At 62.3% G+C, this 21,196-nt stretch carries 20 protein-coding genes; all 20 read right to left on the reverse strand.

Features of this window, described 5'->3' with window-relative positions; genetic code table 11:
* On the reverse strand, positions 1 to 522 hold the full coding sequence (gene fliL, locus BM315_RS01480; RefSeq protein ID WP_090497083.1) for a flagellar basal body-associated protein FliL: 522 nt from the start codon (positions 520 to 522) through the stop codon (positions 1 to 3).
* Positions 523 to 1,066: 544 nt separating this feature from the next.
* Positions 1,067 to 2,329: a flagellar hook-length control protein FliK gene (locus BM315_RS01485; protein ID WP_090497085.1), complete on the reverse strand. Its 1,263-nt coding sequence runs from the start codon at positions 2,327 to 2,329 to the stop codon at positions 1,067 to 1,069.
* Positions 2,330 to 2,468: 139 nt separating this feature from the next.
* The gene (locus BM315_RS01490) at positions 2,469 to 2,822 is read right to left on the reverse strand and encodes an Hpt domain-containing protein (RefSeq protein WP_090497087.1); all 354 of its coding nucleotides are present in this window, start codon (positions 2,820 to 2,822) and stop codon (positions 2,469 to 2,471) included.
* Between the two features lie 30 nt (positions 2,823 to 2,852).
* A complete protein-coding gene (locus BM315_RS01495; RefSeq protein WP_090497089.1) occupies positions 2,853 to 4,550 on the reverse strand; it encodes a fused response regulator/phosphatase in 1,698 nt (565 codons plus the stop codon).
* A 9-nt stretch (positions 4,551 to 4,559) separates the two neighbouring features.
* Positions 4,560 to 4,865, reverse strand: a complete 306-nt coding sequence (locus BM315_RS01500) for an STAS domain-containing protein (RefSeq protein ID WP_090497091.1) — start codon at positions 4,863 to 4,865, stop codon at positions 4,560 to 4,562.
* A gap of 129 nt (positions 4,866 to 4,994) precedes the next feature.
* Positions 4,995 to 5,444: a flagellar export protein FliJ gene (fliJ, locus tag BM315_RS01505; RefSeq protein WP_090497093.1), complete on the reverse strand. Its 450-nt coding sequence runs from the start codon at positions 5,442 to 5,444 to the stop codon at positions 4,995 to 4,997.
* Positions 5,445 to 6,809, reverse strand: coding sequence for a flagellar protein export ATPase FliI (gene fliI, locus BM315_RS01510; RefSeq protein ID WP_090497095.1), 1,365 nt, complete (start codon positions 6,807 to 6,809; stop codon positions 5,445 to 5,447).
* Positions 6,799 to 7,602, reverse strand: coding sequence for a flagellar assembly protein FliH (gene fliH / locus BM315_RS01515; RefSeq protein WP_090497098.1), 804 nt, complete (start codon positions 7,600 to 7,602; stop codon positions 6,799 to 6,801). The genes fliI and fliH overlap by 11 nt, the downstream gene beginning before the upstream one ends.
* A gap of 15 nt (positions 7,603 to 7,617) precedes the next feature.
* On the reverse strand, positions 7,618 to 8,634 hold the full coding sequence (fliG, locus tag BM315_RS01520) for a flagellar motor switch protein FliG (protein ID WP_090497100.1): 1,017 nt from the start codon (positions 8,632 to 8,634) through the stop codon (positions 7,618 to 7,620).
* Complete coding sequence (gene fliF / locus BM315_RS01525; RefSeq protein ID WP_090497102.1) at positions 8,627 to 10,423, reverse strand: flagellar basal-body MS-ring/collar protein FliF; 1,797 nt, start codon at positions 10,421 to 10,423, stop codon at positions 8,627 to 8,629. The genes fliG and fliF overlap by 8 nt, the downstream gene beginning before the upstream one ends.
* Before the next feature lie 16 nt (positions 10,424 to 10,439).
* Positions 10,440 to 10,769, reverse strand: coding sequence for a flagellar hook-basal body complex protein FliE (gene fliE / locus BM315_RS01530; protein WP_090497104.1), 330 nt, complete (start codon positions 10,767 to 10,769; stop codon positions 10,440 to 10,442).
* 424 nt (positions 10,770 to 11,193) lie between these two features.
* Positions 11,194 to 12,597 (reverse strand): sigma-54-dependent transcriptional regulator, encoded by a 1,404-nt coding sequence (locus tag BM315_RS01535; protein WP_090497106.1) that lies wholly within the window; start codon positions 12,595 to 12,597, stop codon positions 11,194 to 11,196.
* Between the two features lie 5 nt (positions 12,598 to 12,602).
* The gene (locus tag BM315_RS01540; RefSeq protein WP_090497482.1) at positions 12,603 to 13,817 is read right to left on the reverse strand and encodes a sensor histidine kinase; all 1,215 of its coding nucleotides are present in this window, start codon (positions 13,815 to 13,817) and stop codon (positions 12,603 to 12,605) included.
* 631 nt (positions 13,818 to 14,448) lie between these two features.
* Positions 14,449 to 15,921, reverse strand: a complete 1,473-nt coding sequence (locus BM315_RS01545; RefSeq protein ID WP_090497108.1) for a sigma-54-dependent transcriptional regulator — start codon at positions 15,919 to 15,921, stop codon at positions 14,449 to 14,451.
* A 383-nt stretch (positions 15,922 to 16,304) separates the two neighbouring features.
* Entirely contained in the window at positions 16,305 to 16,601 is a 297-nt protein-coding gene (gene fliT, locus BM315_RS01550) for a flagellar protein FliT (protein WP_090497109.1), read from the reverse strand.
* Positions 16,602 to 16,630: 29 nt separating this feature from the next.
* The gene (gene fliS, locus BM315_RS01555; protein ID WP_090497111.1) at positions 16,631 to 17,011 is read right to left on the reverse strand and encodes a flagellar export chaperone FliS; all 381 of its coding nucleotides are present in this window, start codon (positions 17,009 to 17,011) and stop codon (positions 16,631 to 16,633) included.
* Between the two features lie 164 nt (positions 17,012 to 17,175).
* Positions 17,176 to 17,562 carry a flagellar export chaperone FliS gene (fliS, locus tag BM315_RS01560; protein WP_090497113.1) on the reverse strand — a complete coding sequence of 129 codons (387 nt, stop codon included), beginning with the start codon at positions 17,560 to 17,562 and terminating at the stop codon, positions 17,176 to 17,178.
* 3 nt (positions 17,563 to 17,565) lie between these two features.
* On the reverse strand, positions 17,566 to 18,972 hold the full coding sequence (fliD, locus tag BM315_RS01565) for a flagellar filament capping protein FliD (protein ID WP_090497115.1): 1,407 nt from the start codon (positions 18,970 to 18,972) through the stop codon (positions 17,566 to 17,568).
* A gap of 80 nt (positions 18,973 to 19,052) precedes the next feature.
* The gene (locus tag BM315_RS01570; RefSeq protein WP_090497117.1) at positions 19,053 to 19,421 is read right to left on the reverse strand and encodes a flagellar protein FlaG; all 369 of its coding nucleotides are present in this window, start codon (positions 19,419 to 19,421) and stop codon (positions 19,053 to 19,055) included.
* Positions 19,422 to 19,501: 80 nt separating this feature from the next.
* Positions 19,502 to 21,034, reverse strand: coding sequence for a flagellin (locus tag BM315_RS01575; RefSeq protein ID WP_090497119.1), 1,533 nt, complete (start codon positions 21,032 to 21,034; stop codon positions 19,502 to 19,504).
* Positions 21,035 to 21,196 lie beyond the last annotated feature (162 nt).

Raw genomic sequence — 21,196 nt, forward strand, 5'->3', positions numbered from 1 at the left:
CTATTGCAACACCAGGTTGGTGAACAGCACCTGCTCGACAGTCAGTTTGCCCGTCTCCTGCTGCGCCAGTTCCTGCACGCTGGCCGTGGCCTGCTGGCGCAGCATTTCCTTGCCCACCGGGGTGATCAATGCCTCGAAATCCTGGCCGGAGAACAGCATCACCAGACGGTTGCGCAGCACCGGCATATGCACCTTGAGCGCATCGAGCGCCACCTGGTCACGCACCAGCAAGGCCACGCTGACCTGCATGTAGCGCGCCCGACCGTTGTGGGTGAAGTTGACCACGAACGCCGGCGCCAACTCTTCGTAGATCGCCGCTTGCTTGACGGGCAGCGCAGGGTCCACGGGTTCCGCCGCGACTTCACTCTTCGCCGCGTCCTTGCTGAGGAAGAACCAGGTACCGCCCACCGACAACCCCACAGCCAGGAGCAAGGCCACGACAATCAAGATGATGAGCTTCAACTTACCGGCCGGTTTCGCCTCGGCGCTTGCCGGGGCCTGCGCCGCGTCTTTCTTAGCCATGCCAATTATCCGTCACTAATCGGAGTTCAATCCGTGTTCAAAGGGTTGAGAGCAAGTGTTATGCCAGCTTGCGAATATCTGCAGTTCGGCGGGCACCCGGCGCGGGAAGCATCAAGCCAGTAGCGCGCCAACCTGGGTAATTGCGTTTCGACTCAACGATGGCCAGCGGGTATACCAGTCTCGCCCCTTGCTGTCACCCGAAAACGCCACGTCCGCCCCCATTGCGGGGGCGGACGGCGATCCGTTCGGAGAGGGGGGGGGGTTGTAGAATGCGGCGGGCCGCGTAGGCTTGAGCGCAGCGATACCCAGCGACGATCGACGGATCACCGCCCGACCGCCTGCCTGCAGTCGTTGCAACCTAAATTCTTGTGTCGGCTGGCGCCCAGTTGTGATGGGTATCGCCACGCTCAACGCCACGGCATGGGTATCGCTTCGCTCAACACCATCCTACGGGTTGGCGACCGCAGCGTTTTTGTAGGATGCGGTTGAGCGCAGCGATACCCATCGGCCAGTTGTTCGGGCGCGACGCTTGCCGCGCACCTGGTCAAGCGTAATAGTCGACCATGCCGCGCCCGCTGCCGGACCGGTTGCCCTTGAGTTCCACAGCGAGCGGCGCAAGCTCCTCGTCAACCCCGCCCAGCAACTCAGCGCCCGTATCGCCACGCCCCTTGCCATCGCCGCCCTGCCCCTGCCAGCCACGGTTGAGCGACTGATCGGAAACATTCACATCGAGCAGATTCATGCCCTGCTGGGTGAACATCTCGCGCAGACGGTGCATCTGTCCCTCGAGGGCGTCACGCACCCCGGAGTTGGCGCTGGCGAAGGTCACCTGGGTCTGCTCCTGATTGACGCTGATGCGCACTTCCAGGCGCCCCAGTTCGGCCGGATCGAGCTGGATCTCGGCGGACTTGAGGTTCTGGCTGGAGAGCAGCATCACCCGATCCACCACGGCCTCGCCCCAACCGGCCTGCTGCATGGGCACCGGCTGGCCGGCCATCAGCCCGGCGCGCGGAGCTTGCGCGGTCTGCTGAGCAACGGCCTGACTCAGCGCACTGAGCTTGGCGACGAAGTTTTCCGGCCGATTGTCCGCGGCGCTTTCCTTGAGCGCCTCCAGACCCTGCGTGCTCAGCTCGAGCGCCGGCAAGTCGACCTCGGGCTCCGCCTGCTGAGCGCCCATGGCCGCGATGGCGCTGGCAAAGCTCTGCCCGGCACCCTGCGCCGTTTGCGTCACCACAGCGCCTGGCGCCCCCTGCTCGGCCACGGCGACCTTGGCTTTGGCACCCAGCTCCAGGGCCATCTGTACCGCCGGCAGCTGCGCCAGCCCATCCGACTCGGGATCGGCATTGGCCGTCGGCAACTGTGGCGGCGGCCAGGCTCCCGGCAGTGCGGTCGTCATCGGCGGCTGCGCCTCGCCGGCGAGCGCCAGATCGAGGTCTGCCGCCTCGCCGTTGAATGGCTGCTGAGCGAGCAGGCCCAAGGCCAGCAACGGATCGAGGGCCGGATCGTCGGCATCGCTCGGCAAAAGCTTGCCGCTATCGGCAAACTCCGGCGGCTGCGCGACAGTCGCAGGCTCTGGCGCTTGCGCGCTCTGCGCATCCCGGGTCGCGGATTTCGCTTCGCGATTGGGCTTGGCAGATGCATCGCTGCGCTCCGCTGCTTTCGCCTGACGCTCCTTGGCATACACCTGGGCAAAACTGGAAGCCTCGTTCTTGTGGGGCTCGGCCGGTCTTTCCGGTGCTTTGCCGGCAGCGGTTTGCGGCTTTATTTGCGGTGCCGACCGGAGGAGCGGATCGGAGGCGACGGCCATGGGCATTCTCCATTCAAATGGGGTTGTGCCATGGATTTAGCAAAGGCCGGGCCAAGTTGCTGGCAAGCCAGGGGAATGGGGATCGTGCACCGCCAATCAGGCCAGCACCGCCGCCAACCCTGACCGATCCAGCTCCCTTTCATCGCCGATAACGCTGGCGCTCGGCTTTGAACAGAATGCGCACGATGGCGAATTCGCGTTCGATCCGCTCGATCAGCTCGGGCGCCTCGGCCAGCGACTCGCGTCGACCGACTTCTTCCAGTTGCTTGCACAAGGCAGTGAGCATGGGCGCGCCCATGTTGCTGCAACTGCCTTTGAAGCTGTGCGCCGCCAGGCGCAGGCTCTGCGCGTCGGCCTCGTGCAGGGCCTGGCGCAACAGGCGCAGGCGCTCTTCGGAATCCGCCAGGTAGGTATCCAGCAACAGCGGATACTCATCCCCCATGACATCCTGCAACGCGGCCAGTACGGCGCTATCGAGATGAATAGCTGACATCGGCTCGCTCCCTGATCATCAGGCGCGGAATTATGCCCCAGCCGACCAGGAAAACTCCACGCTGACCCCCTGCCCATCCTCCGGCCAGGTACAGCGCTCGCTCAACTGCCGAACCAGCGCCAGGCCGCGGCCACACAGGCGGTCAACGCGCAGTTGTTGCTCTACAATCGCCTGCCCATCGAAACCCGAGCCGCTGTCTTCGACCCGCACGATCAAGCGCCCGCCGGCAGCCTCGGGAACCAGGTGCAGATGAAAACGCACATAACCCTCGCGTAACTCGGCCAGGCGGGTGCTGCGCTGCAGGTAATACTCGGCGAAACCTTCGGCATCGCGTTTCAAACTCGAATCCAGGCCCAACACCCCGTGCTCCAGGGCATTCGAGTAAAGCTCGGCGAGCACGCTGTAGAGCGCGCCGCCCTGGGGACGCAAGCCCTCGACCTCGAGCAGCAACTGCAACAGGAACGGCAGCGGATTGAAGCGGCGCAGGGTTTCGCCGCGAAACTCGAAACTCGCCGACCAATCCAGCGGGCTGTTCTGGCCGCTGCCGGTGAAGACCAATGGCCCACGATTCAGGCTGCCCTCCTCGACCATGCTGACTTCGACCAGGCTGACATCGTCTTGCAGTTCGCCGCGAAAGTTCAGCAGCGCCTGCTGGATCTCCGCGAACAACTGCGCCGGCTGTCGATTGGCGGAAAACACCCGCTGCAGGCGCCTCTCGCCGAACAGCTCACCCTGCTGGTTGCAGGCTTCCAGTACGCCATCGGACAGCAGGAAAACCCGGTCGCCCAACTGCAGCGGGAAGACCTCGTAGCGGTCGTTGAATGCTGCCGGCTCCAATACCCCCAACGGCAGATGCCGCGACACCAGGGGCACCCGCTCGGCGCCGTCGGCGCGTAACAGATAACCATCCGGCAAACCGCCGTTCCACACTTCCACGACCCGGCGCTGGAAGCTGAAATTGAGCAGGGCGGCACAACAGAACACGCCCAGCGGCAGGATACGTTTGAGCTTGGCGTTGATCTCGCGCAGGATCTCGGTCAGGCAATAGCCCTTGGCGGTCATGCCATAGAACACCTCGGCCAGCGGCATGGCGCCGATCGCCGCCGGCAGGCCATGGCCGGTAAAGTCGCCGAGCAGCACATGCATGCCGCCGGACGGCTTGAACGCCGCGAGCAGCAGGTCGCCGTTGAACAAGGCATAGGGAGATTGCAGGTAGCGGATATTCGGCGCGGCGAGGCAACCGGAATGCGCCACCTTGTCGAACACCGCCTTGGCCACGCGCTGTTCGTTGAGCAGGTACTCGTTGTGCTGGGCGATCAGGTCGCGCTGCTGCAACACGGTATCCTGCAGGCGGCGCAGACGATCCATGGCATTGATCTTGGCTTCAAGGATCACCCGGTTGTAGGGTTTGGCGAGAAAGTCGTCGCCGCCCGCCTCCAGGCAACGTACCAGCGCCTCGCCTTCGGTCAGCGAGGTCAGGAAGATGATCGGCACCAGCTCCTCGCCGGCCATCCGCTTGATCCGCCGCGCCGCCTCGAAGCCATCCATGAGCGGCATCAGCGCATCCATCAAGACCAGTTGCGGACGCTCCTGCTCGAACAGGGCAACCGCCTCCAGACCATTGCTGGCGGTCAGGCTGCGATGGCCCTGACGGCTGACGATGGTCGACAACAGCATGCGGTCGGCCGCGTTGTCCTCGGCGATCAGAATCGACAGGCGCGCAGGCATGACTCGGACCTAGGTGATCTGGAACAACTGTTCGAAGTTGGAGATGGCGAGGATCTTGCGCACGTCCGGGTTGCAGTTGAGCAAGCGGATTTGCGCGTGATCGCCGCCGGCGTGATCGCGCAACAACAGCAACATGCCCAGCGCCGAACTGTCGAGATAGGTGGTGCCCTTGAGGTCCACTACATAGCGCTTGGGGCTGCAATTGACGCGCTCGTAGGCGTCGCGAAATTCCTGGTGCGCGCCGAAGTCGAAACGTCCCTGAATCACAATGGTCAACTCTTGCCCATCAGGCGAAGGCAGCGAGGTGATGGCCATACAGAACTCCTTACTCGAGCAGGACAGTCGATCACACCCCAGACCAGGCTTATCGCAGCCGAACCAATCTGGAGGCACAATCCGTGTGATCAAGATGTAGCACTCGCCGGCGTAAGCGGCAACAGGCAATCAAGCGGAATCGCCCCGGTGTATGCGTTGTGCCAACTCGTCGAGGAGTTTTTGCTCGCGTTTGTCCGCGCTCAGGCGGGCCTCCTCCCGATAGCGCTGCACCAGCTTGCGCAGGCCTTCCAGGCGCGCGTAGCGCTGCTGCCAGATCCCGCGCACCTTGTCCAGGTTGTGGCCATGCCAGGCCACGGTCTGGCGCTGTTGGCCAATGGCGGTTTCCAACTGGGAAAGAAAACGCTGGTAGTTCATCAGCCATTGCCCGGAAACCCCGCGTTGGCCTTCGCTGATCCACTGCTGCTGATAATCGCCGCGGTATTGTTCCAGCTCACCCAGCTTGACCCGCGCCTGGTTCAGCAAGCCCTGGCAGTGGCCGAGCTGCATGACGGCCTCGCGTTCGGCGCGCTCGGCCATCTCGATAACCGGCGCCAGGCGTGCGGCGCGACTGCTCGACACTTAGCCCCCCGGCGCGGCGCTGGGGGTGAAGGTCGCCATCAGCTGCGCACGGCTGCGTTCCAGGCTTTCACTCTCGCCCAGGCTCTGGCGCAGGTATTCGACCATCGCCGGCTGCCGTGCGATAGCCAGGTCGGTGTCGGCATCGCCACCGGGCACATAGGCGCCGACGCTGATCAGGTCGCGGCTCTGCTGATAACGGGCCCACAGCTGCTTGAAGCGTTGCGCGCTGCGCTGGTGCTCGCGCGTTACCACTTGCGGCATGACCCGGCTGATCGAGGCTTCGATGTCGATGGCCGGGTAGTGGCCCTCCTCGGCCAGGCGCCGCGACAGCACTATATGGCCGTCGAGCACGCCGCGTGCGGCGTCGGCAATCGGATCCTGCTGATCGTCGCCTTCGCTCAAGACCGTGTAGAACGCCGTGATCGAGCCACCGCCCTCCTCGGCATTACCGGCGCGCTCGACCAGTTTGGGCAGCTTGGCGAACACCGACGGCGGATAACCCTTGGTCGCCGGCGGCTCGCCGATGGCCAGGGCGATCTCGCGCTGGGCCTGGGCGAAGCGGGTCAGCGAGTCCATCAGCAACAGGACGTTCTTGCCCTTGTCGCGAAAGTATTCGGCGATGCGCGTGCAATACATCGCCGCGCGCAGACGCATCAGCGGCGCATCGTCCGCCGGCGAGGCGACCACCACCGAACGCTTGATGCCTTCGGCGCCGAGGATCTCGTCGATGAATTCCTTGACCTCACGGCCCCGCTCGCCGATCAGGCCGACCACGATGATGTCGGCCTCGGTAAAGCGCGTCATCATGCCCAGCAGCACGCTCTTGCCGACCCCGGTGCCGGCGAACAGACCGATGCGCTGGCCGCGCCCGACCGTGAGCAGGCCGTTGATGCTGCGGATGCCAACATCCAGCGGCTGACTGATCGGGTGGCGTTTCAGCGGATTGATCGTCGGCCCATCCATCGGCACCCAGTCTTCGGCCTTCATCCCACCCTTGCCGTCCAGCGCCCGCCCGGTGCCGTCCAGCACCCGACCGAGCATCGACTTGCCCATCGGCAAACGCCCGCTGTCAGGGATCGGCACCACCCGCGCCCCTGGCGCGATGCCGGCCAGGCTGCCGACCGGCATCAGGTAGCTCTTGCCGTTGGAAAAGCCCATCACCTCGGCCTCGACCTGCACCGGGTGATAGCTGTCGTCGTTGATCACCAGGCAGCGACTGCCAAGGGCGGCACGCAAGCCTTCGGCTTCCAGGGTCAGGCCGACCATGCGCTGCAGACGCCCCTCGACCACCGGCTGGCTGGGCACCTGCAGCACATCGCGGTAACCGGCCAGACGCTTGGCGAAGCTGGTGCGTTCAAGACGCATGCGGCGGCTCCCCCACGTCCAGATCGAGGCGAATATCCGCCGCAAGCGGGTGCGTGGCCTGCTCGCGCTGTTGCTCGAACAGCTGCTTGAGCGCCTGGGCGAGACGGGTTTCGATACTCGCATCGATGCGGCTGTGCTCCGTCTCGACCCGGCAACCGCCGGGCAGCAGTGCGTCGTCTTCGACGATCCGCCAGCTTTCCTCATGCCGCTCGCGCAGGGCCTTGACCATCTCGAAGTCTTGCGGGTTGAGCTGGATACGCACGTTGCCGGCGCCCATCGGCAGCAACTTGAGGGCTTCGCGCAAGACCTGACGAATCTGGCTGGAGTCGCTGCTCAGTTCGCGCTGGATCACCTCGCGGGCCATGTGGCTGACCAGATTGACCAGCGCCACCTCCAGCTGCTGGTCCTGCTCGGCAATCGGCTCGAACAGCTGCTGCATCAACCGCTCGACGGCGAGCAGCTTGCTGGCCAGCGCGGCATCGGCTTCCTGCCTGGCTTTCAGCTGACCGCTGTGATAGCCGTCCTTCTCGCCGGTGCTGAAGCCTTCGTTGTAGGCGTCCTGGCGAATCGCCTCAAGCTCGTCCAGCGTCAAGGGCTTGACGTCCTCCAGGGCCACTTCCTCGGATTCGGCCGGCCCCGCCTCGGCGCACTCGGCTTCGGCGGCGTCGGCCGCGCTTGCCGGATCAGGATCGGCACCCTCGACCTGCGGGTCGAAGTTGGGCAATGCCCAGCGGTCGATGACGCTGATGTCCTGGGCGCGAATCAACTCGCTGGGCGCTTCCTTGGGGGCCATGCCGATCCTCTCCGGTTAAACCATCTCTTCGCCACCCTTGCCACCGAGGACGATTTCCCCGGCTTCGGCCATGCGCCGGGCAATGGTGAGAATTTCCTTCTGCGCCGTTTCCACGTCGCTGACCCGCACCGGCCCCTTGGCTTCCAGGTCGTCGCGCAGCAACTCGGCCGCGCGCTTGGACATGTTCTTGAACACCTTCTCCTTGATCGCCTCGTCCGCGCCCTTGAGCGCCAGCACCAGCACATCGGAGGAGACCTCGCGCAGCAGCGCCTGGATCCCGCGGTCGTCGACCTCGGCGAGGTTGTCGAAAACGAACATCAGGTCTTCGATCTGCGACGACAGATCTTCGTCGACCTCGCGGATCGAGTCCATCAGTTGGCCCTCGATCGAGCTGTCGAGGAAGTTCATGATGTCGGCCGCCCGCTTGACCCCGCCCATGCTGGCGCGGGTGCTGTTGGAGCTGCCGGAGAATTGCTTCTCGAGAATCTGGTTGAGCTCCTTGAGCGCCGCCGGCTGCACGGTATTCAACGAGGATACGCGCAGGACGATATCCAGGCGCACCTTGTGATCGAAATGGCCGAGCACTTCACCGGCCTGGTCGGGGTCGAGGTAGGCCACCACGATCGCCTGGATCTGCGGATGCTCGTAGCGGATCACGTCGGCCACCGCGCGCGGCTCCATCCACTTCAGGCTGTCCAGGCCGCTGGTGCTGCCGCCGAGCAGGATGCGGTCGATCAGGTTGCCGGCCTTGTCCTCGCCCAGGGCCTGGGTCAGCATCTTGCGGATATAGCCGTCGGCGCCCACGCCCAGGCTGGTCTGGTCGCCGACGATGTCGACGAATTCGCCCATCACCTGTTCGACCTTCTCGCGGTGTACGTTGCGCATGCCGGCCATGGCCACCCCGACCCGCTGCACTTCCTTCGGCCCGAGGTGGCGCAGCACCTGCGCGGCATCGGTTTCACCGAGCGACAGCAGGAGGATCGCGGCCTTCTCGACCTTGCTCAACTTCGCGTCTGTACGGTTCTCACTCATCGGCGTTGATCCACTCTTTCACCACCTGGGCGACGCGGCCCGGATCTTCCGCCACCAGGCTCTTGATTGCATTGAGCTGCGCATCATACCCCTCGCTAGGGCTCGGCAGGAGGATGCTTTGCGGGCCGCCGATGCTGACCCGGTCATCGGACAGCTCGCCATTCAGGCCACCCATCTCACCCAGCTCGACATCGCCATGGCGGCCGCCAGCCGTCAGTCCCCGGCCTTTACCGCCGCCGGTGATGTTGTTCAGCACCGGGCGCAGTACGCCGAACACCAACACCAGAATGAACAGCACACCGAGCACCTGCTTGACCACATCCCAGAACCAGGGCTGGGTGTAGAAGGGAATCTCGATGATTTCTTCGCCCAGAACCGCGGAGAACGGCGTATTGATCACGCTGACGCTGTCGCCGCGGCTGGCGTCGAAGCCAACCGAGTCCTGCACCAGGCGGGTGAAGCGCGCCAGTTCGTCAGTGGTCCATGGCACGCGGCTGGTTTCGCCGGTGGCCGCATCGACCTTGAACTGATCGTCGACCACCACCGCCACCGACAGCCGGCGCAGACGGCCCTGCTGCTGCTTGGTGTAGCTGATCGAGCGATCCAGTTCGAAATTGCGCGTCGATTGCTCGCGCTTGTCCGCCGGGAACGGCGCCAGCATCGGCTGGCCGGTGACGGGGTCCATGACCTGCTGACCGTTGACGTCCACCAGCGGCTGACCCGCGGCAATCGCCCCGCCCGCGGCGGCTCCACCAGCGGCCTGCTCGGGTGCGCCGGCGGCGCCCGGCGGCTGATTGCTCAGGGCGCCCGGGATGCCCAGCGGTGCCTGGCCGCCGCTGCTGCGTTGTTCGTTGACCTGTTGTTCGCTGCGCAACGCCGGCTGATCCGGGTTGAACATTTCCGAGGTGGACTCGACCGCGCTGAAGTCGACATCGGCCGACACTTCGGCCTTGTAGCGCCCGGCACCGAGCACCGGCTGCAGAATATTGTGCACGCGCTGGGTGAGCATGCTCTCCATGCGCCGGCTGTAGTCGAACTGCTTGCCGGCCATGCTCAGCTCGGACATTTCCTGCTGGTCGGACAACAGGTTGCCTTTCTGGTCGACCACCGTGACCTGCGACTTGTCCAGCTCGGGCACGCTGGTGGCCACCAGATTGATGATGGCCATCACCTGACTCGGCTCCAGGGCGCGCCCCGAATACAACTCGACCAGCACCGAGGCGCTGGGCTTGCGCTCGTCACGCACGAACACCGAGCTCTTCGGAATGGCCAGGTGCACCCGCGCGGCCTTGACGTTGTTGAGGCTGGACACGGTGCGCGCCAACTCGCCTTCCAGGCCCCGACGATAGCGGGTGGCTTCCATGAACTGGCTGGTGCCGAGGCCTTGTTCCTTGTCGAGAATCTCGAAGCCTATGCTGTTATCGCTCGGCGCCACGCCAGCGGCGGCCAGGCGCATGCGGGCCCGCGCCAGGTCATCGGCCTTGACCAACAGGGCACCCGAATTCGGTTCGACGGTATAGCTGATGTCGGCAGCCGCCAGGGTTTGCATGACCTGGGAAGCGTCCATCCCCTCCAGGCTGCCATACAACGGACGGTAATCCGGCTGCTGCGACCAGAGCACCACGGCAAAACCAATCGCCACGCTGGCGGCCAGGCCGACCAGCAGGCCGATCTGGCGCAGCATCGACATATCCGAGAGATTTTCCAGAAACGCCAGGCCGAACAGCGGCTTGCCCGAGTCATTGCCGGCAGTGGTGGCAGGAATGTTGCTGGCGAGTGCGTCGGCCATGATCTAGAACCTTCCCTTAAACCGGCATCTGCATGATGTCTTGATACGCCTGAACCAGCTTGTTGCGCACCTGGGTCATGGCCTGCATGGAGACGCTGGCTTTCTGCGAGGCGATCATCACATCGCTCAAGTCCACCCCGCTCTTGCCCATTTCAAAGGCAGTGGCCAGTTGATTGGAGGCCTGCTGGGTTTCGTTGACCTTGTTCACCGCCTGGCCGAGCATGTCCGAGAAGCTCGGCGCACCGACTTCCGGAGCACTGGCGACCGGTTTCTGCCGCGCCATCGCCTCGGTCTGCATGGAACGCATTTCCAGCATCAAGCGATTGAATTGAATACCCTGGCTCATGACCTTCCTCCACTGGCCGCGGTTTTTTGACACTACGCGGCTCGTAGCAGAAGTATTGCAACAAGGGTGCCAGGTAGAGGCAGCTAGAAGATGCAACTCCAAGCGGTAAGCTAAAAGCTGCCAACATCGGGTCAGACCGTAGGGCGTACTCGCGAAGCAATACGCCGTTGTGGTGTCGCTGGCTGGGATGGTGGGGCGGGATGATAGTGGACTGTTCGCTGCGCTCCTGAGTCCACCCTGGCGAGCTGGCTACGGGCCGGCTTTGGCTCTTGCTTACCACTTGCCGCTGCCAGCGCTAGTGTCGCGTCACAGATCATTTGTCGTGGACGCCGTTAGCCATCGAGTTGTAGGAGCCGGCCATGCCGGCGATTCGCACGCATGGCGTGCTCCTACAGGTTTGCGACATTTGGACCCTGTCGTGACACTAGCTGGCAAACAGATAAGCCTCCACATCCATGCCGGCATCGCGCATCTGCGCCAGCTTGTAGCGCAGGGTGCGCGGGCTGATGCCCAGGCGCTCGGCGGCTTCCTTGCGCCGCCCGCGCTCGGCGCGCAGGATATCGATGATCATCTGAAACTCATGCCGGCGCAGGTCTTCGCCCAAGGCACCCGCCTCGACCGGAACGGCTTCCGGCGCCACCGGGGCACTCGCCGGCACCATCGTCAGGTACGGTTTTGCCGCAGCCGCGAGACTGCCAGCAGCGGCCGTCAGGCACAGATCCTGCGGCTGGATCAGGCCACCCTGCTGCAGGATCAACGCACGCTGAATGGCGTTATCCAGCTCACGCACGTTACCCGGCCAGGCATGCGTCACCAGGCTCTGTTGCGCCTGCGGCGACAGACGAACAGGCGCGTGATTCATTTTTTTGACGTGCTTGGCCAGCAGTCGCTCGGCCAACGGCAGGATGTCGGCCGGGCGCTCGCGCAACGGCTGCCAGGCCAGCGGGAAGACCGACAGGCGATAGTAGAGGTCCTCGCGAAAGCGCCCCGCCGCCACTTCGCCGGCCAGGTCACGGTTACTGGTGGCCAGCACGCGAATGTCCAGGCTGATCGGCTTGCGCCCCCCCACCCGCTCCACCTCACGCTCCTGCAGCACGCGCAACAGCTTGGCCTGCAAGCCTTGCGGCATTTCGGAAATTTCATCGAGCAGAATGGTGCCGCCCTCGGCCAGCTCGAACTTGCCCGGCGCGCTGGCGATGGCACCGGTGAAGGAGCCCTTCTCATGGCCGAACAGCGTGGCTTCGAGCATGTTGTCGGGAATCGCCGCGCAGTTGATCGCGATGAAGGGCTTCGCCGCCCGTGGCGACTGCTGGTGAATGAAACGCGCCAGCACCTCCTTACCGGTGCCGGACTCGCCGGTGATCAACACCGTCGAATCGCTCTGCGCCACCCGCGTGGCCAGCTCGAGCAGTTGCACACTGACCGGTTCCAGCGCCACCGGGCCGTCCTGCTCGGTCGCCGGCATGCGCCCGAGGGCATGGCGATCGACCAGCGCCAGCAGGGTTTTCGGCTCGAACGGCTTGACCAGATAATCCGCCGCCCCCTGGCGTATCGCATCCACCGCACGCTCGACCGCGGCAAAGGCGGTCATCAGCAACACCGGCAGTTGCGGCTGGCGCTGGCGGATCAGGGCCAACAGCTGGTGGCCATCCATGCCTGGCATGTTCACGTCACTGATCACCAGGCCGAAGGGTTCCTGCGCCAAAGCCGCGAGTGCCGCCTCGGCGCAATCCACCACCCGGTAGTCGTGACCGCCGAGCGCCAGGGTATCGGCCAGGGCTTCGCGCAGGGCGCGGTCGTCTTCGACCAGCAGAACTTTGGCAGCCATGGGGATTACTCCTGAATCAAGGGTTGTGCCGCGGGAAGCAACGGCAAAGTCAATAGGGCGCAGGTACCGCGCGCAATCCGCGAACGCACCTGCAATTCGCCCTGATGGGCGCGCGCCACGGCCTTGACCACGGCCAGGCCGAGGCCGGTACCTGTGGTCTTGGTGGTAAAGAAGGGTTCGCCCAGGCGCGCCAGGGTGACGCTGTCGATACCCGGACCGCTGTCGCTGATACACAGGCGCAGGCTGTTGCCACGCTGATACAGATGAATCTTCAGGCGCGCCTCGCGCCCGGCGGCCTGGATCGCGTTCTCGATCAGGTTGAGCACGCTGCCGACCAGGGTGTCGCGGTTGCACAGCAACTCGCCGTCACGGCTGTCGCATTGCCAGCGCACACTCATGCCACGCACATGGGGCTCGGCCGCCGCCTGCAGGGCCTCGAACACCGCCTTGGGCGTCAGCCGATCCGGCAGCGGCAGGTCGCCACGGGCGAAGACCAGCATGTCGCGCACCTGGTGCTCCAGCTCATGCAGACGCTCCTTCAAGCGCCCGGCGAAGCGCTGCTGCTGCTCGACCGGCAACACCTGCTCGGTCAGATGGCTGGCATAGAGCAACGCGGCCGACAGCGGAGTGCGAATCTGATGAGCCAGGGAGGCGACCATGCGGCCCAGCGCGGACAAGCGCTCATGCCGCGCCAGCTGATCCTGCAGGCGCCGGGTTTCCGTCAGGTCGGTGAGCAACACCAGCTGGCCCGGCTCGCCTTGCAACGAGCGGGTGGCAATCGACAGGCGCCGACCGTCTTTCAGGGAAATTTCGTGACCATCGTCCTCACGCGGGGCGAAGTTGCGCGCAATGATCTGCCGCCAGAGCATGCCGAGCAGCGGCAGACCGAGCAGATTGCACGCCACCGGATTGGCCTCACGCACCACGCCCTGCCCGTCGATGACGATCACCCCACCCGGCAGCAGATCCAGCAGACTCTGCAGACGCTGGGCCAGGCGCTCCTTCTCGGCCAGTTCCTGCATGCGCTGGGCGCTGATCAGGGCCAACTGCCCCTTCAACTCGGCGACCCTGTCCTCCAGCATGCTGTAGGACTCACTGAACTGAGTCGACATCTGGCTGAAGCGGGCAAAGGCCTGCTCCAGGCTGGCGCGGCTGGTCAGCTCCTGAGGAACCGCAGGTTCGAGTTCAGCACTTTGGGCAGGTTGGGCGTTGGGCTTCATCATTCTCTCTCGCCTGGCGAGCCGTCATAAGACAGTCAGTTAGCAGAGAGTTAGCAATACCCGTGCCTAAAAATAATTTCTTGTTTTTCAATGGCTTGAAAAACAAGACAGGCAAATACGTCAAAGCCCCGGCTGAATGGAATGCAGTGGCGCCAAGACCCTGACTCGGCGACCGTCGGCGAGTGTCGCTACAACCTTGGAATGTCGGTTCAGCGCCAGACTCTAGTGTCGCGTCACAGATCATTTGTTGTGGAGTCCCATGCATCGGCTTGTAGGAGCCGGCCATGCCGGCGATTCGCACGCATGGCGTGCTCCTACAGGTTTGCGACATTTGAAGCCTGTCGTGACACTAGTGGGAGGGGCTTTGGCCGCGATTGGCCTTGAAGGCGCTGAAAACAGCGCGGCTGTAACAGACCCGTAGGATGGGTTAGCCGCCACGGCGCTTCGATCAAGACAGCGTTTTGAATGCGGCGTAACCCATCAGATGCGACATGCCGGCTGCCCCATGTTGGGTTACGCGGCGGTTCAAGGCTGCATTTGATTCATGATAGGTGCCCGCCGCTAACCCAACCTACGGACGGCGCTTGATCGGCGCGACAGCAAGACTCGTAACGGCTGACGCCCTACGGCATCAGTCTTCCAGCACCTCGTCGTCGCGCCGGCTCATGCCGTACTTGCGCATTTTCTCGACCAGGGTGGTGCGACGAATGCGCAAGCGCTCTGCCGCCCGGGCCACCACGCCGCTGGCGTCATCGAGCGCCTGCTGGATCAAGCCCTGCTCGAGGCTGCCCAGATAATCTTTCAGATCCAGGCCTTCGGCCGGCAGCATGGCTGGCGTATTGACCCCCGGCAGCCCGGCGATGATGGCCGAGCGTTCCTCCAGCTCTTCGCGCAGGCTGGTGGTCAACTCTTCGTCCTCATCGTCGACGTGGCGGAACTTCTTCGGCAGCTCACCCACGCCGATCACTCCATAGGGGTGCATGATCGCCATGCGCTCGACCAGATTGGCCAGCTCACGCACATTGCCCGCCCAGTCGTGGCGGCACAACGACATGATCGCCGCCGAGTTGAAACGGATCGAGCCACGCTTCTCGTGCTCCATGCGCGAGATCAGTTCGTTCATCAACAGGGGAATATCTTCGATACGCTCGCGCAGCGGCGCCATTTCGATGGGGAATACATTGAGCCGGTAGTAGAGATCCTCGCGAAAGCTGCCCGCCTCGATCATTTCTTCCAGATTCTTGTGGGTCGCCGCGATGATGCGCACGTCGGCACTCTGCGTCTTGTTGCTGCCGACCCGCTCGTAGGTGCGCTCTTGCAGCACCCGCAGCAGTTTGACCTGCATCGACAGCGGCATGTCGCCGATTTCATCGAGAAACAAGGTACCGCCGTTGGCCAACTCGAAACGCCCGGCGCGGCTGGTGATCGCGCCGGTAAAGGCGCCCTTCTCATGGCCGAACAGTTCGCTTTCCAGCAACTCCGCGGGAATCGCGCCACAGTTGATCGGCACGAAAGGCGCCTCGCGCCGCTTGGAGTGATAGTGCAGATTGCGCGCCACCACCTCTTTACCGGTGCCCGACTCGCCGAGGATCAGCACGCTGGCCTCGGTATCGGCCACCTGCTGCATCATCTGCCGCACCTGCTGAATGGCGCGGCTGGTACCGACCAGGCTGCGGAACAGATTCGGCTCGCGCTGGCGACCGCGCTCGCGCGCCTGGTCGTACATCTCGCGGTAGACCTGGGCGCGGTGCAGGGAATCGAGCAGCTTGTTGTAGCTGAGCGGCATTTCCAGGGTCGCCAGCACGCGGCGGCGCAACTCTTCCGGCCACTCCGCAGCCGCATGCTCGTCGATCAGCAGAATCGGCAGAAACTCGTCCCAGGCAGCAACCTGCTTGAGGATCTCCAGGACCCCGCCCCTGGCCTGCACATCACCGAGCAATACGCTGAGCACATCGCGACTGGAAGCCAATTGGGCGACCGCATCCCGCCAGTCATGACTACCACACGCGAGGTGATCTTCGCCCAGGAAATTCAGGATCACCGTCAAATCACGACGTCGCTCACTGTCATCGTCAATCAGCAGAATTTTCGTTTCACGCCACATATGTTTGATCTGATCCTGGGAGCGAACGGAAGCGCACTTCGTCGAACACGACAACTGCGCTGGCAATTGGCCGCTAGTAAAGTCAATTTTCCGAGCATAGTCAATTTTATGGCGTGCTTTTTTTGATTTTCACGACCAATTGCCTAAGCGATTGTTTGCAAGAAGGGGAAAACAAGAACAGTCGTGATAAGGAAAAGAAGCGTACACGCAGCGTGACAACACAATCGGTCGGACGGTCCGGACGGCGATCCGGTAGGGCGGCCTCGGAGCGAAGCGACAGCCCGCCGGATTTTGTGCCGCGCCGATGAGCCATGGTGCACTGCCTGCGGCGAGTGACACCCTACGGATTGTGGGTTGCTGCAGATCGGCTAACCGCTAACCCATCAACCGAACAACTGATAGACCTTGGCCCCTTGCTGGGCCTGGTTCAACTGCATCAGCTCGCCGGCCAGGCGCCGCTGCTCCGACTGACAGACATCGACCAGCTCGCGATACAGATCCAGCAACTCCTGCATGCGCGCGCGCAGCACGTCTTCGTCCTGCACGGACTCGACCATGGCTTCGTCAACCGCCTGGCGACACTGCAGATCCAGTTCGCCGATGGCCGCCCAATCCTGTGCGGCCAGGGCATCGCGCAAGGCGCTTCCGGTCCTTTCCAGACGCTGGACAGATGAACTCATGAACGTGCTCCTTAAAACGTCAGACAGCATCACTGGCCGATCGCGTCCCAGCCGGACTTCACATTACGCAACAGCCCTGCCACTTCATCGAGCGGCGCGGCGTCATTCTTCACATTGGCTTCGAGCAGACGGGAAACCATGTACTGGTACAGGCTATCGAGGTTGGCCGCCAACTCGCCCCCCCGCTGCAGATCCAGGCCTTCACGCAGACCTCCGATGATGCCGATGGCCTTGCCGATCAGTTCGCCCTTCATCGCCGTCTGCTGACGCTCCATGGCGCCACGCGCCTGGGCGATACGGGTCAGACCGCCTTCCATCAACATCTGGATCAACCGATGAGGGCTGGCATCCACGGCCTGGGCCTGGGTATTGACGCTTTGATACTGCCGCATTGCTGCCATCGCGTTCATGCTGAATGTACTCCAATGTAGTGCGGGAATACTTCATGTATCGGCAGTGCCGGCGGCAGCTTTAGGAGCTCTGTGGAGATAATGCAACTGATTGATTTAAATAACGAATAGCAAGATGCAAGGAGCCGCAGGATAGGTGGGGCTGCTATAAAGCGCCCCTGACCTCAGGATGCTACTGGCTCGACCTCAGGGCCGATGGCGACCCAGGCATCACGTATCTGCTCCAGCAAACCCTGCACCTCTTCCAGGCTCTGCGGCGTCTTGTCCAGCGCCACGCCGGCCAGGCGACGGGTCATGTAGTCGTACAACGAATCCAGATTTTCCGCCAACTCGCCACCCAGCTGCTTGTCCAGGCTGCCCTGGAGAATGCCGATGATGGACAGGGTGCTGCCCACGGCTTCGCCCCGCACATCGGGACTACCTTGTTGCTGGGCGTGTAACGCCAGAGAAATACGCTCCAGCGCGCCATCGAGCAACAATTGCACGGCGCGGTAAGGGCTGACTTCCTGGCTGACTTTAACGGCTTTGTACGTGTCGATTGGCTTGTTCACTATCTATTTATCCTTTCTCACTACACCGGGCAGATTCTCAAGGGCACTCGTCAACCAACTACTGGTGTTGGACAATTGGGCTACCAAGGAGTCCATTGCGTTGAACTGGGAATATAAACGGGTCTGCATCTGCTCAACGCGGCGCGTGAGGTTTTCCCTCTGCTTATCAATATCCGTAATTGTCGATTGCAAACCCGCCATACGCGACTCAAGCACGCCGCCGGTTTGAATATAACCATCGACACGCTTATCAACACGGCTCATCAAGCCGTTATCGCCAGTGAAAAAAGTACCAACAGCGTCAAAGTTCTCTTCAAGTGCCTTGCTAAGCTTGCCACTGTCGACTTTCAGGGTGCCGTCTTTTTGGGTCGTGATACCCAAATCAGTCAATGCACGAACACCATCCTGATCCGAGGGGTTCACCAACTCGTTGCGCACACCGGCAAGCAAAGCACGCACGGTAGCGTCACCCACCAATCCCCCAGCAATTGGCGCATTGCCATCACCGACCGAAGTAACCTTGGTCAACTCGTTAGTGGTAGCGATCAGTTTGTTGTAGGCACTGACAAACTTATTGATATTGGCCGTCACGCCACCGGCGTCCTGTCCAACGGACAAAGTCAGGGTCTTGCCCGGCTCGCTCTCACTCAACAAGCTGAACGTTACGCCCGGGATGACACCCGCAACACTGTTGCTGGCACTGGTTTGCGTCAGACCATCGATAGTGAACTCCGCATCCTGAGCCGGGGAACCCAGATAGCCAGCACCACCAAGAGTGGTCGCAGCGACGCTGCCATCGACGGCCAATTCCGTCAAAGTATCACTGCTGATCATGATGTCTTTGTCAGCACCCGTTTCCTTGGCGCTCAACACCAAACGTGAAGTGCCGCCATCAGCCGGGTTATTGACGATATTGGCACTAATGCCTTTTTCTTTGAGGGCGGTATTGAGCTTGTCGCGCACCTGCTCGAGGGTGTCGCCGGCAGCGATTTCCACGTCGACACCGGCGGTATCAGCGGCCCCCAGCTTGACCGTCAGCACGCCATCTTCCGCAGCCGAGTAGGCAGAGGGAACGGCAGCGGTCGCGACGCGACTGCTGGTAGCCAACGCCTGCACAGCAAGCTGGTAGGTGCCGGCCAATGCCGTTTTTTCGGCGGATGCGCTGAGCACGCTGGTATTGGATGAAGTGGCTGTGCGTTTCTCGAATAGCGCCAGGCTGTTGAGATCCTTCATGGCGGTCCGGAATTCGCTCAAGGCCCCCTTGAGCTGCCCCAAGGCAGAAAACTTGGTCGTCGTGGCCTTTTCCAGGCGTGCCAGTTGCGCCTCTTTTGGGGCCTTTTCCGCACTGACCATAGCACCGACGACGCTGTCGATATTCATTCCAGAGCCAATACCCGTTATACCCGCCATGCTGATCACCTCGTCATGGAGTTGACGCTTGCTACCAAAGACCGAAACTCAATCAAGAAACATGCCGCAACGCGGAAAAATCATGCCTCGGCCTTGAACAACAAACTGCGTACCTCATCCAGGCTTTCGGCCAGCCGCAGCGCTTCTTCAGTCGGCATCTGACGAATGACATCCCCGGAAGCGCTGTCCGTCACCTTGATCACAACTCGACCACTGGAGTCATCCAGGCTGAAATTCAGATCACGGCGAATGGTTTGCACAAAATCCTTGATGCTCGACACTGCCTGCTCCAGCGATTCACGATCCGCCTGGCCTTCGGCTTCAACGGGTGTCGTTACTGACGCCGGTTCCTGCCCTGCTGTCGCCTGCTCTGTAACTGGCGGCAAAGACTCCAGACGCCCTTTAGTAGGCGCGGCAACCGGCAATGCATTACCAAGTGCAATATCCATCTCATCACCTCTCAACGGCAAAGCGGGGGAAAGTGCCAAGCACTTTCCCCCGCAGCCTATTGCAGACCTTGCCGGTCAGTTTAACCGAGGAGGCTGAGAACCGCCTGCGGCAACTGATTGGCTTGGGCCAGGATCGCGGTGCCGGCCTGTTGCAGAATCTGGTTCTTGCTCAGATTCGCGGTTTCAGCGGCGTAGTCGGTGTCCTGGATACGGCCACGGGCGGCGGAGACGTTTTCCTGAACGCTCTGCAGGTTGCTGATGGTGTTGTCGAAGCGGTTTTGCGCAGCACCCAGACCGGAGCGTACTTCGTCGATCTGCGCCAGGGCGCCGTCGATGACCGAAATCGCATCCTGTGCACCATCAACAGTGGAAATATCGATTGCGCTGACGGCAGATTGCTTGGAGTTGACATCGGCAGCATCAATATAAGTAGTAGCCGAGCCCGTTACACTGAAACCGCCGAGGGCCGACATGCTGAAGTTGCCGACTACGGTTGTAGAGTCAAAAGCAGTGGTACCACCAGCCTCATTCAGAGTTATGGCGTTAGCAGTATCAGCAGCACCCGTTTCATCAAAAGCAGTGACCGTTACGATGTCATCAGTCGTATTTTCACCAGCACCATCGTTATCGACCAGGAAGTTGCCAATCTCAATGTTGTAGCCATCCTTGCTGGTCAGAGTCAGCTTGCCATCACCCTTGCTTGCATCAGCCGTGATGCCGGTCGCAGAGGACTGCGCATTGATCACATTAGCCAAGGAGGTAAGGTCAGTCGCATCGGAAATGGTGGCTTCAATATTGACTGCCGTCGCATTCGACCCCTTAAGAGTGAAGCCGACCACGCCGGTCTCTGCCAACCCGCTCAACTCAGTTTTGGTTGTCGCGGTTGCACTGACACCCGTATCGGTAGTAACCCCATTGATGGCGGCTGCAATATCCCGAGCAGATCCGTTAACAGCAACGGCTGTAGCGGTGCCTTTTTGCCCTTCTGGACCGGTGATCACCAAAGCGCCTGCGGCAATAGCTGGCAAACCTGACACTGGCGGGGCAGCTGCCGCTGCGACAGCGCTGCCAGTGACAGTACCGGACGACTTGATGGTATAGGAGCCGATATCCTTGGCGCTCGAAGCCTTGATCGATACACCAATGGTTTCACGCGCATTGGCGCCCACCTGGAAGTCCACGTTGGCCATGGAGCCGTCCAGTACCTTACGGCCACCGAAGGTGGTGGTATCGGCGATACGGTTGAGTTCGGACTGCAGGGTGCTGACTTCTTTTTGCAGCGCCTTGCGGTCGGTAGCATCGTTGGTGCCGTTGGCCGATTGCAGGGACAGGTCACGCATGCGCTGGAGGATGTTGGTCGACTGCTGCAGAGCACCTTCCGCGGTTTGCGCCAGGGAGATGCCGTCGTTGGCGTTGCGCACCGCGACGCCCAGGCCGTTGATCTGGCTGGTCATGCGGTTGGAAATCTGCAGGCCAGCGGCGTCGTCCTTGGCGCTGTTGATGCGCGAACCAGTGGACAGGCGCTGCATGGTGGTAGCCAACGCATTGGAAGAGCCGTTCAGGTTGCGCTGGGTGTTGAGCGACGCAATGTTGGTATTGACGGTAAGGGCCATGGTGTTTGCCTCCAATGGGCTGGTACTTAAAGGTAGCTGGGCGTTGCGAGCGCTTGGGCGGTTGCCTGGCTCAGGCACCCCAGTTACTTCGCATTCGTAATCTTTATCGGCGCTAAGCCGGGATGCTTTAGGGGCTTTTTGCCATATTCAGCGAAAGTTTTT

This window comes from Pseudomonas borbori, from assembly GCF_900115555.1.
Lineage (GTDB): Bacteria > Pseudomonadota > Gammaproteobacteria > Pseudomonadales > Pseudomonadaceae > Aquipseudomonas > Aquipseudomonas borbori.